The organism is Vibrio sp. 3-2(1), assembly GCF_963887575.1.
In the GTDB taxonomy this organism is placed as follows: Bacteria; Pseudomonadota; Gammaproteobacteria; order Enterobacterales; family Vibrionaceae; genus Vibrio; species Vibrio anguillarum.
The window spans coordinates 1-16,046 of the sequence record NZ_CAWPGB010000017.1 but is presented as its reverse complement, the minus strand read 5'-3'; the positions used below and the strand labels follow the sequence as shown (position 1 = coordinate 16,046).

17 protein-coding genes and 1 pseudogene are annotated in these 16,046 nt (G+C 43.5%); 15 read left to right on the top strand and 3 right to left on the bottom strand.

What is annotated here, in order from left to right; genetic code table 11:
• From tuf to rplI, 5 genes and pseudogenes are all read left to right on the top strand, one after another.
• Positions 1 to 293: pseudogene (gene tuf / locus AACQ79_RS08090) on the top strand (elongation factor Tu); the annotation flags it as partial.
• 211 nt (positions 294 to 504) lie between these two features.
• Complete coding sequence (rpsF, locus tag AACQ79_RS08085; protein ID WP_013857919.1) at positions 505 to 873, top strand: 30S ribosomal protein S6; 369 nt, start codon at positions 505 to 507, stop codon at positions 871 to 873.
• An 8-nt stretch (positions 874 to 881) separates the two neighbouring features.
• Positions 882 to 1,184, top strand: a complete 303-nt coding sequence (priB, locus tag AACQ79_RS08080; protein ID WP_170899799.1) for a primosomal replication protein N — start codon at positions 882 to 884, stop codon at positions 1,182 to 1,184.
• Positions 1,185 to 1,200: 16 nt separating this feature from the next.
• On the top strand, positions 1,201 to 1,428 hold the full coding sequence (gene rpsR, locus AACQ79_RS08075; protein ID WP_000090472.1) for a 30S ribosomal protein S18: 228 nt from the start codon (positions 1,201 to 1,203) through the stop codon (positions 1,426 to 1,428).
• Positions 1,429 to 1,461: 33 nt separating this feature from the next.
• Positions 1,462 to 1,911, top strand: coding sequence for a 50S ribosomal protein L9 (gene rplI, locus AACQ79_RS08070; RefSeq protein ID WP_013857917.1), 450 nt, complete (start codon positions 1,462 to 1,464; stop codon positions 1,909 to 1,911).
• Between the two features lie 64 nt (positions 1,912 to 1,975).
• Here the strand turns inward: rplI and AACQ79_RS08065 are convergent, their stop codons facing one another.
• A complete protein-coding gene (locus tag AACQ79_RS08065) occupies positions 1,976 to 2,740 on the bottom strand; it encodes a DUF481 domain-containing protein (protein WP_013857916.1) in 765 nt (254 codons plus the stop codon).
• A 175-nt stretch (positions 2,741 to 2,915) separates the two neighbouring features.
• Between AACQ79_RS08065 and AACQ79_RS08060 the strand changes: the two genes are divergently transcribed.
• From AACQ79_RS08060 to pgi, 3 genes are all read left to right on the top strand, one after another.
• Positions 2,916 to 4,322 carry a replicative DNA helicase gene (locus AACQ79_RS08060; protein WP_013857915.1) on the top strand — a complete coding sequence of 469 codons (1,407 nt, stop codon included), beginning with the start codon at positions 2,916 to 2,918 and terminating at the stop codon, positions 4,320 to 4,322.
• A 13-nt stretch (positions 4,323 to 4,335) separates the two neighbouring features.
• Positions 4,336 to 5,409 carry an alanine racemase gene (alr, locus tag AACQ79_RS08055; protein WP_197056815.1) on the top strand — a complete coding sequence of 358 codons (1,074 nt, stop codon included), beginning with the start codon at positions 4,336 to 4,338 and terminating at the stop codon, positions 5,407 to 5,409.
• A 221-nt stretch (positions 5,410 to 5,630) separates the two neighbouring features.
• Positions 5,631 to 7,283, top strand: a complete 1,653-nt coding sequence (gene pgi, locus AACQ79_RS08050) for a glucose-6-phosphate isomerase (protein ID WP_029388348.1) — start codon at positions 5,631 to 5,633, stop codon at positions 7,281 to 7,283.
• Positions 7,284 to 7,379: 96 nt separating this feature from the next.
• Here pgi and AACQ79_RS08045 read toward each other — a convergent pair whose 3' ends face one another.
• Positions 7,380 to 7,841 (bottom strand): chemotaxis protein CheX, encoded by a 462-nt coding sequence (locus AACQ79_RS08045; RefSeq protein WP_017043302.1) that lies wholly within the window; start codon positions 7,839 to 7,841, stop codon positions 7,380 to 7,382.
• An 18-nt stretch (positions 7,842 to 7,859) separates the two neighbouring features.
• Complete coding sequence (zur, locus tag AACQ79_RS08040; RefSeq protein ID WP_017043301.1) at positions 7,860 to 8,318, bottom strand: zinc uptake transcriptional repressor Zur; 459 nt, start codon at positions 8,316 to 8,318, stop codon at positions 7,860 to 7,862.
• Positions 8,319 to 8,569: 251 nt separating this feature from the next.
• On the opposite strand from zur, the gene dusA reads away from it, so the two are divergent.
• The 7 genes from dusA to AACQ79_RS08005 all read left to right on the top strand — a co-directional run bounded on the left by dusA (position 8,570) and on the right by AACQ79_RS08005 (position 15,552).
• Positions 8,570 to 9,550, top strand: coding sequence for a tRNA dihydrouridine(20/20a) synthase DusA (dusA, locus tag AACQ79_RS08035; RefSeq protein WP_017047134.1), 981 nt, complete (start codon positions 8,570 to 8,572; stop codon positions 9,548 to 9,550).
• Between the two features lie 211 nt (positions 9,551 to 9,761).
• On the top strand, positions 9,762 to 9,971 hold the full coding sequence (gene pspG / locus AACQ79_RS08030) for an envelope stress response protein PspG (protein WP_064624247.1): 210 nt from the start codon (positions 9,762 to 9,764) through the stop codon (positions 9,969 to 9,971).
• Positions 9,972 to 10,070: 99 nt separating this feature from the next.
• Entirely contained in the window at positions 10,071 to 10,727 is a 657-nt protein-coding gene (locus AACQ79_RS08025) for a TIGR04219 family outer membrane beta-barrel protein (RefSeq protein WP_019282801.1), read from the top strand.
• A gap of 166 nt (positions 10,728 to 10,893) precedes the next feature.
• The gene (locus AACQ79_RS08020; protein ID WP_038149123.1) at positions 10,894 to 11,124 is read left to right on the top strand and encodes a hypothetical protein; all 231 of its coding nucleotides are present in this window, start codon (positions 10,894 to 10,896) and stop codon (positions 11,122 to 11,124) included.
• A 96-nt stretch (positions 11,125 to 11,220) separates the two neighbouring features.
• Positions 11,221 to 13,074, top strand: coding sequence for an assimilatory sulfite reductase (NADPH) flavoprotein subunit (locus AACQ79_RS08015; RefSeq protein ID WP_170899798.1), 1,854 nt, complete (start codon positions 11,221 to 11,223; stop codon positions 13,072 to 13,074).
• Positions 13,074 to 14,807: an assimilatory sulfite reductase (NADPH) hemoprotein subunit gene (gene cysI / locus AACQ79_RS08010; RefSeq protein ID WP_088720751.1), complete on the top strand. Its 1,734-nt coding sequence runs from the start codon at positions 13,074 to 13,076 to the stop codon at positions 14,805 to 14,807. Before AACQ79_RS08015 ends, cysI begins: the two co-directional genes overlap by 1 nt.
• Positions 14,800 to 15,552, top strand: a complete 753-nt coding sequence (locus AACQ79_RS08005) for a phosphoadenylyl-sulfate reductase (RefSeq protein WP_013857904.1) — start codon at positions 14,800 to 14,802, stop codon at positions 15,550 to 15,552. The genes cysI and AACQ79_RS08005 overlap by 8 nt, the downstream gene beginning before the upstream one ends.
• Positions 15,553 to 16,046: the final 494 nt, after the last annotated feature.

Genomic DNA, 16,046 nt, shown 5'->3' with positions numbered 1-16,046 from the left:
CAATCACTCCACACACTAAGTTCGAGTCAGAAGTATACGTACTGTCTAAAGATGAAGGCGGCCGTCATACTCCGTTCTTCAAAGGCTACCGTCCACAGTTCTACTTCCGTACAACGGACGTAACAGGTGATATCTCTCTACCAGAAGGCGTAGAGATGGTAATGCCAGGTGACAACATCCAAATGGTTGTAGAGCTAATTGCTCCAATCGCGATGGATGAAGGTCTACGTTTCGCGATCCGTGAAGGCGGTCGTACAGTAGGTGCTGGTGTTGTTGCTAAAGTTATCGCTTAATTTTCGATAATTTATGCACACACTGCATTAAAAAGGGAAGCTTAGGCTTCCCTTTTTGTTTGACGTGACCCTTAGTACATTTCCCTTGCTAATCCTGCTTCGTTTCTGTACTATTTGCCGTCCTTAATTCTCGGTCTTTTTTTTTCGTTCCTTGCTTCCTATGGACGACCGAGCCAAACCTGGAAGCTGAATAATCCGTAAGGAGCAACCGATGCGTCATTATGAAATCGTATTCATGGTGCACCCAGATCAAAGCGAGCAAGTTGCTGGCATGATCGAGCGTTACACTGGTTCTATCACTGAAACTGGCGGTACTATCCACCGTCTAGAAGATTGGGGTCGTCGTCAAATGGCTTACCCAATCAACAAGCTTCACAAAGCTCACTACGTTCTTATGAACGTTGAAGCTGACCAAGCTGTGATTGATGAGCTAGAAACTGCTTTCCGTTTTAACGATGCAGTTCTACGTAACATGATCATGCGTACTAAAGCTGCTATCACCGAGCCATCAATCATGCTGAAAGCTAAAGAAGAGCGTTCTAAGCGTGATGAAACTCGTTTCGATGCAGACGCTGAGTAATTGATTTGATGACCAATCGGATGGAGTTGAGTGGCACTGTCGTAAAACCTCCCATTCGAAGCCAAAGTCCTGCGGGTATTGAACATTGCCGTTTCTGGCTTGAACATCGCTCAACAGTGATAGAAGCTGATTTACCGAGACAAGTCTATTGTCGTATGCCGGTAGTCGTCAGTGGGCAGAGGTCAACGAATCTCACTCAACACTTAGTACAAGGCAGCACCATAACCGTAAGTGGCTTTGTCGCTTACCAAACTAGCCATAATGGCGTAGGTAAATTGGTGCTACATGCCGACCACATTACTCAAATTTAAGATCAGGAGATAGCCCATGGCTCGTTTCTTCCGTCGTCGTAAATTCTGCCGTTTCACTGCAGAAGGCGTACAAGAGATTGATTACAAAGATGTAGCAACTCTTAAAAACTACATAACTGAAGCTGGTAAAATCGTACCTAGCCGTATCACTGGTACTAGCGCTAAATACCAACGTCAGCTAGCTCGTGCAATCAAGCGTTCTCGCTACCTAGCTCTATTGCCATACACTGATAAACATCAGTAATTGGCACCGTTTATTAAGAAAGAGGATTAATCAATGCAAGTTATTCTACTTGATAAAATCGGTAACCTAGGCAGCCTTGGCGACACTGTAAGCGTGAAATCTGGTTATGCTCGTAACTTCCTTATCCCACAAGGTAAGGCTGTAATGGCAACTAAATCTAACGTTGAAATGTTTGAAACTCGTCGTGCTGAACTTGAAGCTAAAGTTGCTGAGCAACTTGTTGCATCTCAAGCTCGTGCTGAACAAGTTAACGCTCTTGAAGCTGTTGTTATTACTTCTAAAGCAGGCGATGAAGGTAAACTGTTTGGTTCTATTGGTACTCGTGATATCGCTGACGCTATTACAGCGGCAGGTGTTGCAGTATCTAAGAGCGAAGTTCGTCTACCTGAAGGTGCTCTACGTAACGTAGGTTCTTTCGAAGTGAGCATCCAACTTCACTCAGAAGTGTTTGCAACTGCGAAAATTCAAATCGTTGCTGAATAATTTCAGTCTTCGGATGAATTGAAAACACCAGCCTTGGCTGGTGTTTTTTTTATCTTCAAACTACCTAGAAACGAAACTGTAAACTAAATGAAGTGACGCTATCGGCTTTACTTAGTCCTGCTGGAACCTTATCGTGGTATTGGCGAGACAAGTTCACTTTCAACGCAATCGAATCAGTAATGTGATTGGTTAAAATGAGTTCGCTATCGGTTCTGATATTACTTTCTCCTGCGACAAGAGTCAGTTCAGAGGAGATGGTTAAATTATCGAAAGTTGCCCAAACACCTTTTAAGTTACCACGAAATATGACTTCTTCGACTGTATTTGCAAATACAATATCTGTACTTGATATCTCATCTAGGTTGGGTTTTTGGTAACGAAAACCGGGCCCTATTTCAATCTCTAATAGCAATATGTCGGTATTCATCAATTGGTAACCCATTCCACCAGATAGCGTATAGTCTTTGAAATAGGCGCTGTATTTCGAATCAACACCGTTAAAGTTTGCGTATAGATAGGCTTTTGAAGCTAACTTATAGTCACTTTGCAGCGAATAGTTTGCCTGCCGCTTATTCTCTTTTCCATTTTTATCAAGACGATACAATTTCCACTCACCATTGGTTCGATGGCGACCTGTTATGTATTCTGTCTTGACTCGTGAATTTAATGACTCTGAATCAGTATTACCTGAGTGGGCTTGGTAACCCAATTCGACTTGGCTATTCCAAGGAGAAGGAACTTCGATTTCCGTATCGTTTTTAAGATCCTCATTAGCATAAGCTGCACTCATCGCGAACAGGCTAAAACTAAGAAACCAAATTTTGGACACGAAGCACCCCTAAAGTGAATAAAAAATAGTGGGCGAAATAGTAGGTGTAGGGCGGTTCTGTTTGGTCAGCATGAGGTTAATTCTCTACGAGAGAAACACAAAGTTTCGTTTACATAATTACAAATGATCTATTCTGGCTATAATGGTCGGTCATTAGATAGTATTGAGCGAAGTCATGGCTGCACCACGAACAGATCAACGAAATCGTAAACCGTTTGACGCACAAGTCGACGCAATTAAAGTTCCTCCACATTCGATCGAAGCTGAGCAATCAGTGATTGGAGGCTTGCTATTGGATAACGAACGTTGGGATACGGTGGCTGAGCGTGTGGTCAGCAAAGACTTCTATAGCCGTGCGCATCGTTTAATTTTTGATGCAGCTAAATCTATTTTGGAAGCCAGTAAGCCGCTCGATCTTATTACATTATCTGAGTATCTCGAGCGTCGCGAACAGTTGGAAGATGTCGGCGGTTTTGCTTATTTAGCGGATTTGGCGAAAAATACGCCCAGTGCGGCTAACATTAATGCTTATGCTGAAATCGTAGCGGAACGAGCATTGGTGCGTAACCTCATCGGTGTTGCCAATGAGATTGCGGATGCAGGTTATGATCCGCAAGGGCGCAGTTCGGAAGATTTGCTCGATCTGGCTGAAAGTAAAGTGTTCGCCATTGCTGAGGAGCGTACCAGCGAAAATGAAGGCCCGCAGAATGTCGATTCGATTTTAGAAAGAACTTTAGAGCGTATTGAACTGCTGTATAAAACACCACAAGATGGTGTCACGGGCGTGAATACGGGGTTTGCTGATCTCAATAAGAAAACGGCTGGTTTACAAGGTTCTGATTTGATCATTGTAGCTGCTCGCCCTTCTATGGGTAAAACGACGTTTGCCATGAACTTGTGTGAAAACGCGGCCATGGAGCAAGAAAAACCGGTTCTTATCTTCTCTCTTGAGATGCCAGCTGAACAAATCATGATGCGTATGTTGGCATCGCTTTCTCGCGTTGATCAAACCAAAATTCGTACTGGGCAGCTGGATGATGAGGATTGGGCACGAATTTCGTCTACCATGGGTATTCTCATGGAAAAGAAAAATATGTACATAGATGATAGCTCAGGCCTCACGCCTACCGAGGTTCGTTCTAGAGCTCGTCGTATTGCGCGCGAGCATGGCGGCTTGTCGCTCATCATGGTCGACTACTTGCAGTTGATGCGAGTTCCTTCGCAATCGGATAACCGTACTTTAGAAATTGCGGAGATCTCTCGCTCGTTAAAAGCGCTGGCTAAAGAATTGAATGTGCCCGTGGTGGCTTTATCGCAGCTTAACCGTTCGTTGGAGCAGCGCGCCGATAAACGCCCAGTCAACTCCGACTTGCGTGAATCCGGTTCGATAGAACAAGATGCCGATTTGATCATGTTCATTTATCGCGACGAGGTGTATCACCCTGATAGTTCGTTAAAGGGTATCGCAGAGATTATTATAGGTAAGCAACGTAACGGCCCGATTGGTTCTGTACGGTTGACCTTCCAAGGGCAGTATTCTCGTTTTGACAACTATGCAGGCCCTGCATTTGACGATGAGTAATTTGATGAGCTACATGAAAGCGGCAACCGCCTGCATCGATCTCGATGCGTTAAAGCACAACCTACAGCGAGTAAAACAGCAGGCACCAAACAGTAAAATTATGGCGGTGGTCAAAGCAAATGGTTATGGTCATGGGCTTCGGCATGTTGCGAAACATGCACTAGGCGCGGATGCATTTGGCGTGGCGCGCATTGAAGAAGCGCTGCAACTGAGAGCGAGCGGTGTGGTAAAACCTATCTTGTTGCTTGAAGGTTTTTATTCCCCGATGGATCTTGCTGTATTGGTGACCAATAACATTCAAACCGTTGTTCACTGTGAGGAGCAGTTAGTCGCCTTAGAGCAAGCTCAATTAGATGTCCCAGTCAATGTTTGGTTGAAAATCGATAGCGGAATGCATCGTTTAGGTGTGCGCCCAGAACAATACCCCGATTTTTTAGAACGTTTGCAAGCGTGTAAAAACGTAGTGAAGCCATTGCGTTATATGAGTCATTTTGGTTGTGCCGATGAACTCGATAAATCAACGACTTCTGAGCAAATTGAGCTGTTTTTAGCAATGACAAAAGGTCATGAGGGTGAAAGATCACTTGCTGCCTCCGCTGGTTTATTAGCTTGGAAGCACAGCCAGTTAGAGTGGGTTCGCCCAGGTATTATTATGTATGGCGTTTCTCCTTTTGATGATAACTCGGCGCAAGCGCTGGGCTATCAACCTGTAATGACATTAAAATCTCACTTGATCGCAGTGCGTGATGTTAAAGCGGGAGAGAGTGTCGGCTACGGTGCCACTTGGACAAGCTTACGTGACACTAAGGTTGGTGTTATCGCAATTGGCTATGGCGATGGTTATCCTCGTACTGCACCCAATGGAACTCCGGTTGTTGTCAATGGGCGTAAAGTGCCGATTGCAGGGCGAGTTTCAATGGATATGCTTACGGTCGATCTCGGTCCACAAGCCTGCGATAAGGTGGGTGATGAGGTTATTTTATGGGGAAAAGAGCTACCAGCAGAAGAAGTGGCCTCTCACATTGGCACGATCGCTTACGAGTTAGTGACGAAACTCACTTCTCGTGTTGAGATGTCGTATCAATAAAGCCAGAGTATGCACCCATTAGGTTTACCTGACCTAACTCAATATGAGAGCGGGTAAGCTGCGTCATAATGGCGCTCACAAAACGAATAACGACGTGTTGCCTTCCAAATATAGGCAGTCGATACCATTTTCTTTTTTTGCTCAATCGGGGATTCCATCATTTTGAAACAGAGTTTAGGAATGATAGGAATAAAACCTACTGTCACATCGGGATAGATACCATGTTGAAAAATATCAATCCAACGCAAACCAACGCTTGGAAAGCACTGACTGCGCATTTTGAATCAGCGCAAGATATGGACCTTAAATCGCTTTTTGCACAAGATGCACAACGTTTCGATAAATTCTCGACTCGTTTTGGTTCAGATATTCTTGTTGATTACTCAAAAAATTTGATCAACGAAGAGACCTTACAACATTTACAAGCACTGGCTAATGAGACTGAACTAAAGTCAGCCATCGACGCTATGCTGCAAGGCTGCGCGATCAACCAAACTGAAGGCCGTGCCGTACTGCACACTGCGTTACGCAACCGCAGTAACACACCGGTCATGGTTGATGGTGAAGATGTGATGCCAGCCGTGAATGCGGTACTTGAGAAGATGAAATCGTTTTCTGAACGAGTGATTTCTGGTGAATGGAAAGGTTACACTGGTAAAGCGATTACCGATATTGTCAACATTGGTATTGGTGGTTCAGACCTTGGTCCATACATGGTCACAGAAGCACTTGCGCCGTATAAGAATCATCTTAATCTTCATTTCGTTTCTAACGTTGATGGAACACACATCGTTGAAACGTTGAAAAAAGTCAATCCAGAAACCACGCTATTTTTAGTGGCTTCAAAGACGTTTACCACCCAAGAAACCATGACCAATGCACATACGGCTCGTGATTGGTTCTTAGCGGAAGCAGGCGATGAAACTCATGTTGCAAAACACTTTGCAGCGCTGTCGACTAATGCGAAATCAGTCGCTGAGTTTGGTATTGATACAGACAACATGTTCGAATTTTGGGATTGGGTCGGTGGACGCTACTCACTATGGTCAGCAATTGGTCTATCCATTGTATTGGCTGTAGGCTATGACAACTTTGTGGAACTGCTGTCCGGCGCGCATGAGATGGATCAACATTTTGTGGCGACACCTTTTGAGCAAAATATTCCTGTGATCCTAGCCTTGATTGGTATTTGGTATAACAACTTCCACGGCGCCGAATCAGAAGCGATTCTGCCTTATGACCAATACTTACATCGCTTTGCCGCTTATTTCCAACAGGGCAATATGGAATCAAACGGTAAATACGTAGATCGTAACGGTCAAGCGGTAACTTACCAAACGGGTCCAATCATTTGGGGTGAGCCCGGTACTAATGGTCAACACGCCTTTTATCAATTGATCCACCAGGGAACAAAATTGATCCCGTGTGATTTTATTGCGCCAGCGCTCAGCCATAACCCAGCGGGTGATCATCACCAAAAATTGATGTCGAACTTTTTTGCTCAAACAGAAGCGTTAGCGTTTGGAAAAACGCAGCAAACCGTTGAAGCTGAGCTAAAAGCGGCGGGCAAATCAGCACAAGAAATGGCGGCAATCGCACCATTTAAAGTGTTTGAAGGAAACCGCCCAACCAACTCAATCTTAGTTAAGCAGATCACGCCACGCACTTTGGGCAACCTGATTGCGATGTACGAGCATAAAATTTTCGTACAGGGTGTTATTTGGAATATCTTCAGTTTCGATCAATGGGGCGTTGAGCTTGGTAAGCAGTTAGCAAACCAAATTCTGCCTGAGTTAGCCGACGATGCTCAAGTGAGTTCACACGACAGCTCAACCAATGGTTTGATTAACGCGTTTAAGACATTTAAAGCGTAATGCGTCAAAACCTTACTTGGATGTGAGTAAGGTTTTATCCAAATAAAAAAGGTTGATACTTAACGGTATCAACCTTTTTTTCTTTAATGAAAGAGCTTACTCGAAACAGATTTCGATAAAAGCGTTACCCCACTGAGAGGTAAACGGCATGATAATAATTGCACCTTCGCATTTATGACGAATCGTGTGGCCTTTTCCTGAGACAACAACCGGAGTTGCCATATCAAAGTCAAAACCACTCTCGGCAAGAATACGTTTAGCTCCGCCTGTCACCATGTTGGTGATTTCGCCGACCATATCTGTCACTTCTTCATTGAGACCGTTGGGGCGTTCACCTAACATATTTTGCATGATTTCCAATGCTAGACTTTCATCAAAAGTAATAGACATTGAACCACGGCTTTGACTACCAACCATACCAATCAAGCCAGAGACATCACCACGGGCAATCTCATCTTTCTTTACACGAGGTTTCTGTGGCTTCAACTCTAATGAAGCCATCGTTTTTAACACGTTCATTAAAGAAGCTAAAAACGGGTTTACAAATTCAGCGCGCATAACCTTCTTCTACTGTTTTTATACTTTCAGACTTGAGGAACACGTTTGGCAAACACCATGAGATTCAATAACGTGATTAACGATGTTAAAACCGTGTTTCTCAGCGTTGCTTGCTAGCAAGGCTATCAGACTATCATCTTGAAGTTCAATAACATTGCCACATTTGTCACAAATTAATAGGTGTGAAAAATGCTTATTAGCATTACAAGAGCAACATGAAATAAAGCTATTTGTTGACTCCACTCTATGAATAAAGCCTTGTTCTAACAAAAAGTCCAGAGCACGATACACCGTTGGTGGCTTCGCTTGGGGCTCGCTTTGCTTTAAATCTTCAAGCAATTCATAAGCACTGGATGCTTTTTTGCTTGAACAAATCAGTTCAAACACTCTCTTTCGTTGAGAAGTTAGTCGTACTCCTCTCGCTGCGCATAGTTCTTCTATTTGTTTCGTTAGCTTGTGGTCCAAATTCATCACCATAACCATTGGACTTTAATAATAATATACTATTTCCAGATTAATAGCCTTGTAGCCTACAACATTTTCTGGAGTTAGTTAGCGATGTGATCGTTGTTTGCAACGAAAATAGTGCTTAAATTACCTTATATCGATGCAAAACGATACAGAAGAAGAACTGTTGGCGCTATAAACTCGAAGCGATTACAATGCCAAACTTTGTTTTTGGCTGTAAGTTTAGCCATTGAAACTGACTGAATTGGGATATCTAAATCATGACTCACCCTTGTAGGCTATCAGTAGCACCGATGCTCGATTGGACAGATCGCCACTGCCGATACTTTCATCGCTTGCTGTCCTCGCAAACGTTACTGTACACCGAGATGGTTACGACAGGCGCGATCATTCATGGTAAAGGGGACTTCTTGGCTTACAACGAGGAGGAACACCCAGTAGCGTTACAATTGGGTGGTTCGAATCCTCAAGACCTTGCTCATTGTGCCAAACTTGCCCAGCAGTACGGGTACGATGAAATCAACCTCAATGTGGGTTGTCCGTCTGATCGCGTCCAGAATGGTCGTTTTGGTGCTTGTTTAATGGCTGAGCCGCAACTGGTGGCGGATTGCGTTGCAGCGATGAAATCAGTAGTAGATATTCCGGTAACCGTGAAGACGCGCATTGGTATTGATGACATGGATTCTTATGAATTTTTGACTGATTTTATTTCATTGGTATCAGAGAAAGGGGGCTGTGAACAGTTTACTATTCATGCGCGTAAGGCGTGGCTTAGTGGTTTGAGCCCAAAAGAGAACCGTGAAATACCGCCGTTAGATTACTCACGGGCATATCAGCTGAAAAAAGATTTCCCACATTTAGTCATTGCTGTGAATGGCGGTGTCAAAACCTTAGCTGAAGTCAGTGAGCATTTACAGCATCTTGATGGCGTAATGATTGGCCGGGAAGCTTATCAAAGCCCTTATTTGTTGGCGGAAGTGGATCAGACCATTTTTGGTATGGATACGCCGATTAAAAAACGTTCTCAAATTATTGAAGAGATGTTTCCTTATATTGAACGTCAATTAGCTCAGGGGTCTTACCTTGGCCATATTACCCGCCATATGTTAGGTATGTTCCAAAATATGCCAGGTGCTCGTCAATGGCGACGTTATATCAGTGAGAATGCGCATAAGCCCGGTGCGGGAATTGAAGTCGTGCAAGCGGCATTAGCAAAAATTCCGAAAGAGTTGAATGTGTAAAAATTACCAACTTAAGTGGTGATTTTTACCAACAATAGAAAGGCTAAATGACTCGGTGTTATTTGGCTTTTTTTATTGAAATAAATATTGCTTTTCAAGTGCTTGATTGGCCAAGAAACTGTGATTTTTTTAGTCTTGACTTGAAATCAGAGGTGGTAATGACAAGTTGGCTCGATATCTGCTAGTGGTAAGAGAAACGGAGGAAAACATCATGTTTGAACTTATTTTCTTATTGGTTTTTATTGCAACTTTATTGGCGACAGGCATTACTTTGGTAACTGTGTTTATTGCGACGGTCATGGGCTTTATAGTATTAGCATTACTAGGCATGATTGGAGTGATGTTTAAGCTACTACCTTGGATCATTGTGATTGTTTTGGGGGTCTGGTTCTTCCGTCATGTGGTGTACACCCCTCGCTAATGTGGCAGTCAACGAAACGTTAACTCACTTCAGGAATATGCTACTATCGCGTTCAATTAAGAACATGCATTAGTAGCGAATAAATAGGGAGCAATAGGGATGAATAAACCAATTTGGTTAGCGTTGGTCAGTGTGGCAATGATGATGTCAACCGCATCGGTTCAAGCAGAATCATTTTATCGTGGAGAAGTTGGCGCTGACATGTGGTGGGGCAGCACTAAAATCGACAATACTCGTCGTGATGATGTGAAGACACCTTCAATCCACGTTGCTTTTGAGCATCAGCTACCTTATTTGCCCAATGCGAGTATTCGTTATACCACGCTTGAGGCGGATTATGCATCCTTTGATAAGTACGACTATACCTTGTATTACAATCTGTTAGAGCGACAGTTAATGTCGTTCGATGCGGGTGTTACATTCACTCAATATAGTGGTTCTCAGTATCAAGCACCAGATAGCTTGAAGTACAGTTTTGATAAGACGACTTTTAACTGGTATGCCTATGCCACAATTAAAATTCCCAATACCCAAGTTGATGTGATTGGGCAGTTTGATTTTGGTGATAGTGGCGGAATTAAAAGCGCAGATGTACTAGCGGGTTTGCAGTATTCCATACCTATTCGTGCTGGCAATGTCGCATTGCGTGGCGGCTATCGTGTGATTGATCTTGAATTCACCGAACTTGACCCAAAAACGAAAAACTCATTTGTCTTTGTTGATGGTTGGTTCTTAGGGGCTGAATTTCAATTTTAAGTATCGATTCGATACTTACGCGCTAAATGCATTTTCCATAAAACGCCACCTCTGCAAGGTGGCGTTTTTTATAACTGATAATTATATTATTGCGCAATTTCTTAGCAGAATAAGCAAAATGTACCATGCTTAATTCACGAGTGAATAATGTGAAAATGGTGTGGTGATGACGATTACCGAGTTAAGGGACTTGTATCGTGAGAACAAGCTTATCGAAGCCATTATTGAACCTTCTTTCCAAGAAGGGCATTGGATAGTCGAGTTTCGGCATTGCCGTGGTGGGTTCGTGCTATTAACCGATTCTCAGGGTGACGAATGCCAGTATACCGATCTGGATCTTGCCTCTAAATCGGCTATGGAGGTGGGTTTTAAGCAAGTTCGAGTCGAGTCTAAATGAGAGAATTAAGCGTAATGCCTACTTCCAAAAAGTTATAAAACATACTTATCTATTCTTTCTTGTTATTAAAGAGAGTGGTTAATCTATTGTCACGCAATGAATAGGGAAGTCGTGACCATGTCTTCAGGAAATACCATACCCCAAGAGCTAGCCAGTTTAGCTAGCCCACTCAATGACGCGCAACTGAACGGATTGCAGCGTACTATTTCAGAACTTTCCCCGCAGCAGCTTGCTTGGGTTAGCGGATATTTTTGGGGCCTCAGTCAGTCTCAAGCATCAAGTATTTCTACTTCCAGCTCACAAGCAGCCACTTTAGTATCAATGGAGCCTGCGACTCAATTAACCATTATTTTCGCTTCTCAAACAGGCAATGCAAAAGGCCTTGCTGAAGGATTGGAAAGAGAAGCTCAGGCTGCCGGTATCGCGGTTCAATTATTCGATGCGAGTGATTACAAAGGCAAAGATCTTGCGAAAGAAACGCATGTTATTTTTGTTGCATCGACCAATGGCGAGGGCGAAGCCCCTGACAATGCATTAGCGCTGCATGAATTTTTACAATCCAAGAAAGCGCCGAAATTACCTCACTTGCAATATGGTGTGATTGGCTTAGGTGACTCCAGTTATGAATTTTTCTGCCAAACGGGTAAAGATTTTGATGCATTTTTAGAGCAGCTTGGTGCCAAACGTTTTATTGAGCGAGTGGATTGCGACGTTGATTACGAACATCAAGCCGCCGAGTGGAAAGCCAAAGCATTAGCAGTGGTAAAAGAAGCTTTTGCAAGTACGCCTGCGCAAGTTGTGCAATTACCCGTGAGTCAAACCACGAGTCATCTATCTCAATACAATAAGCAAAATCCTTACAGTGCGACTTTACTGACGAGTCAAAAAATTACTGGGCGAGATTCAGGAAAAGAGGTGCACCACATTGAAATTGACTTGGGTGAGTCAGGTATAACGTATCAGTCTGGGGATGCGCTTGGAGTATGGTATGAAAACGATACAGAGTTGGTTAATGCCGTGTTATCTGCGACTGAGCTATCGGGTGTCGAAAGTGTTGACGTCGATGGCGAAAGTTTATCCATCCATAGTGCTTTAATGCATAAATATGAAATTACGGCTGCAAATCCTCAGATGGTGACCAAGTTTGCTGAGTTATCTGGTTGTACGAAACTGCTTGAGCTGGTGGAGGATAAAGAGAAGCTCAGATTGTATGCGAGCCATCATCAAGTGATTGATGTACTGCGAGAGAAGCAAACTAAACTGACGGCCCAAGCGCTACTCTCTTTATTACGTCGTTTAACGCCGCGTCTTTATTCTATCGCATCAAGTCAAAGCGAAGTTGAAGATGAAGTGCATCTTACCGTCAGCATTGTTCAGTATACACACCAAGATGAGCACCGTTTTGGGGGAGCGTCCAGTTACCTTGGCCAGCGCTTAGAAGAGGGCGACAAGGTAAAGGTTTTCATTGAACACAATAATAATTTCAAACTACCGCAAGATGATAACGTGCCTATTATCATGATTGGTCCTGGCACCGGAATTGCGCCATTTCGTAGCTTTATTCAAGAGCGTGATAACCGTGAAGCAAAAGGAAAAAACTGGCTGTTTTTTGGTGATCGTACATTTACTCAAGATTTTCTCTATCAAGTTGAGTGGCAAAAATATCTGAAATCCGGTGTGCTGAGTCGTCTAGATGTGGCGTTTAGCCGTGATCAGCATGAGAAAGTCTACGTTCAGCATCGATTACTTGAACAATCCGAACTGGTCTGGCAATGGATTCAAAACGGTGCGTATCTTTATGTCTGTGGTGATGCAACGCACATGGCGAAAGATGTGCATGATGCACTAATTGTTATTGCACAGCAGCAAGGTGGGTTATCACGTGAACAGGCAGAGACATATATCAACGATCTGCGCAAAGCAAAACGTTATCAAAGGGATGTGTACTAATGAGCACCAAACAACAATCTAATCATCAAGAAGTATTAGGACAAGAACTAGGCCCATTGTCAGATAACGAGCGCTTGAAACGTGAAAGTCACTTTTTACGTGGGACGATCGAGCAAGATCTGCAAGATCACATCACAGGTGGCTTTAGTGCTGACAACTTTCAGCTGATTCGCTTTCATGGCATGTATCAACAAGACGATCGCGATATTCGTAACGAACGTGCAAAACAAAAGTTAGAACCTCTGCACAATGTGATGTTACGTGCGCGCATGCCTGGCGGGATCATCACACCGAAACAATGGCTAGCGATAGATAAATTTGCAACTGAGCACAGCCTATATGGCAGCATTCGTTTAACCACTCGCCAAACCTTTCAGTTTCACGGGGTATTGAAGCCTAACATTAAATTGATGCATCAAACGTTAAACAGCATTGGTATTGATTCGATTGCCACAGCGGGTGATGTGAACCGTAACGTACTGTGTACGTCCAATCCTGTGGAGTCTGAACTGCATCAGGAAGCTTACGAATGGGCGAAGAAGATTTCGGAACATCTGTTACCTAAAACGCGCGCTTATGCCGAAATTTGGTTGGATGGTGAAAAACTAGAAACTACAGATGAAGAGCCGATTTTAGGTAATAACTACTTACCGCGGAAGTTCAAAACGACAGTGGTTATTCCGCCCCAAAACGATGTGGATGTACATGCCAACGATTTAAACTTTGTTGCGATTGCCGAACAAGGTCGGTTAGTTGGTTTTAATGTGCTGGTGGGTGGCGGCCTAGCCATGACGCACGGTGATACTTCTACTTACCCGCGTCGTGCTGATGATTTCGGATTTATTCCTTTGGATAAAACCTTAGAAGTCGCCGCCGCTGTGGTTACGACTCAGCGTGATTGGGGAAACCGGTCTAATCGTAAAAATGCAAAAACTAAATACACACTCGATAGAGTGGGCGTCGATGTGTTCAAAGCCGAAGTTGAAAAGCGTGCTGGTATTGAGTTTGCGGTCAGCCGCCCTTACGAGCTCACAGAACGTGGTGATCGGATTGGGTGGATTGAAGGCATCGATGGTAAGCATCATTTAACACTTTTCATCGAAAATGGTCGTTTACTCGATTTCCCTGATAAACCGCTAAAGAGTGGTGTGGCAGAAATTGCTAAAATCCACCAAGGTGATTTTCGTATGACGGCCAATCAAAACCTCATCGTAGCGGGAGTACCTGCTGTACAAAAAGCTACGATTGAGCAGATTGCGCGTCAGCATGGTTTGATCAATGACAATGTGAGTGAGCAACGTAAAAATTCGATGGCGTGCGTCTCTTTCCCTACGTGCCCATTAGCTATGGCTGAAGCGGAACGTTTCCTCCCTCAATTTGTAACGGATGTAGAGACGATTCTACAAAAACATGCGTTACCTAAAGAAGAAAACATTATCTTACGTGTCACAGGTTGTCCGAACGGATGTGGCCGAGCCATGTTGGCTGAAATTGGTTTAGTTGGTAAAGCTCCCGGTCGCTACAACCTACATCTTGGCGGCAATAGAGCGGGCACTCGTGTGCCTAAAATGTATAAAGAAAACATTACCGATAAACAGATCCTAGAAGAAATTGACCATCTAGTCGGCCGCTGGGCGCTAGAGCGTCAATCCAATGAGGGTTTTGGCGATTTCACCATTCGCACCGGCATTATAGAAGAGGTGATCATCTCTAAGAGAGATTTCTATGCTTGAAGTACCAGTAGTTCCTAAATTGTCCGAGTTATTGGCGCTAACAAAAGTAGAGCAAACGTTACGCCTTGCCCCATTAAATGCTTATCTCGAAACGTTAACAGCACAGCAGCGGGTCATGTGGGCGATTGAGAATCTAGAAGGAACCCATGCGCTTTCTTCTAGCTTTGGCATTCAAGCCGCATTGATGCTGCATCTGGTTTCTAGCGTAAAAAGTGATATACCAGTGGTATTGACGGATACGGGCTATTTATTTCCTGAAACATATCAATTTATTGACCAGCTCACGGATCACCTGAATCTCAATCTGCATATCTTCAGCGCTACGATAAGTCCATCATGGCAGGAGGCGCGTTACGGTAAACTTTGGGAACAAGGCGTTACTGGCATTGAACAATACAATCACCTTAATAAAGTAGAACCAATGCGAAGAGCGTTAGATGAACTAGATATTGGTACTTGGTTTTCTGGCCTACGCCGAGAGCAATCACAATCGCGGGCGACATTACCTATTTTAGCGATTCAAAATGGTGTGTTTAAATTCCTACCTGTGATTGATTGGACAAATAAAGATGTACATTATTATCTGCAAGAAAATCACCTGCCGTATCATCCATTATGGGAGCAAGGTTACCTTTCAGTTGGTGACACTCATACTACTCGTAAATGGGAACCGGGAATGAATGAAGAAGAAACGCGTTTCTTCGGCTTAAAAAGAGAGTGCGGTCTTCATGAAGAGAATAACTAAGGAGATGATGCAGGTATTTAATCTTCTACATAGTGTAAAAAAGAAATGAGTGAAACGGAAAAAGCGTCTGAAGACGCTTTTTCTACGTTTGAAAAGATAAAAATTACAGCTAATGTGTATAACTCTGTGGGTAACGTGTTTACTTGATCTTAGTAAAATTGAATAAATAAGGCTTTGAGCAGTAATTTGGTGATTAAGCGCTATTTTTGCAATTTTTACAAAATAACGCTTGCCAACGTGACGGCGATCTCTATAATGCGACCTCACTGACACGGCACAGCCAGTAAGGGTTCAAGCCCAATTAGCCAGCCAATCAGTAGGTCAAATCGGTAAGACGAAATAATGTAAAAAAGTGTTTGACACTTTTCATTATCTCGCTAGAATGGCCGCCTCTTCAAAGGAAGCCTCGGCAACCCAGAGAAGAACGCTCTTTAACAATATAAACCTATCAATCTGTGTGGGCACTCGTTGATGATAATCAAAAAAGATTTATC

Bases quoted from the DNA above. Each gene is read 5' to 3' on its own strand.
- rpsF (WP_013857919.1), top strand. From the start codon at position 505: ATGCGTCATTATGAAATCGTATTCATGGTGCACCCAGATCAAAGCGAG.
- priB (WP_170899799.1), top strand. From the start codon at position 882: ATGACCAATCGGATGGAGTTGAGTGGCACTGTCGTAAAACCTCCCATT.
- rpsR (WP_000090472.1), top strand. From the start codon at position 1,201: ATGGCTCGTTTCTTCCGTCGTCGTAAATTCTGCCGTTTCACTGCAGAA.
- rplI (WP_013857917.1), top strand. From the start codon at position 1,462: ATGCAAGTTATTCTACTTGATAAAATCGGTAACCTAGGCAGCCTTGGC.
- AACQ79_RS08060 (WP_013857915.1), top strand. From the start codon at position 2,916: ATGGCTGCACCACGAACAGATCAACGAAATCGTAAACCGTTTGACGCA.
- alr (WP_197056815.1), top strand. From the start codon at position 4,336: ATGAAAGCGGCAACCGCCTGCATCGATCTCGATGCGTTAAAGCACAAC.
- pgi (WP_029388348.1), top strand. From the start codon at position 5,631: ATGTTGAAAAATATCAATCCAACGCAAACCAACGCTTGGAAAGCACTG.
- AACQ79_RS08045 (WP_017043302.1), bottom strand. From the start codon at position 7,841: ATGCGCGCTGAATTTGTAAACCCGTTTTTAGCTTCTTTAATGAACGTG.
- zur (WP_017043301.1), bottom strand. From the start codon at position 8,318: ATGGTGATGAATTTGGACCACAAGCTAACGAAACAAATAGAAGAACTA.
- dusA (WP_017047134.1), top strand. From the start codon at position 8,570: ATGACTCACCCTTGTAGGCTATCAGTAGCACCGATGCTCGATTGGACA.
- pspG (WP_064624247.1), top strand. From the start codon at position 9,762: ATGTTTGAACTTATTTTCTTATTGGTTTTTATTGCAACTTTATTGGCG.
- AACQ79_RS08025 (WP_019282801.1), top strand. From the start codon at position 10,071: ATGAATAAACCAATTTGGTTAGCGTTGGTCAGTGTGGCAATGATGATG.
- AACQ79_RS08020 (WP_038149123.1), top strand. From the start codon at position 10,894: ATGACGATTACCGAGTTAAGGGACTTGTATCGTGAGAACAAGCTTATC.
- AACQ79_RS08015 (WP_170899798.1), top strand. From the start codon at position 11,221: ATGAATAGGGAAGTCGTGACCATGTCTTCAGGAAATACCATACCCCAA.
- cysI (WP_088720751.1), top strand. From the start codon at position 13,074: ATGAGCACCAAACAACAATCTAATCATCAAGAAGTATTAGGACAAGAA.
- AACQ79_RS08005 (WP_013857904.1), top strand. From the start codon at position 14,800: ATGCTTGAAGTACCAGTAGTTCCTAAATTGTCCGAGTTATTGGCGCTA.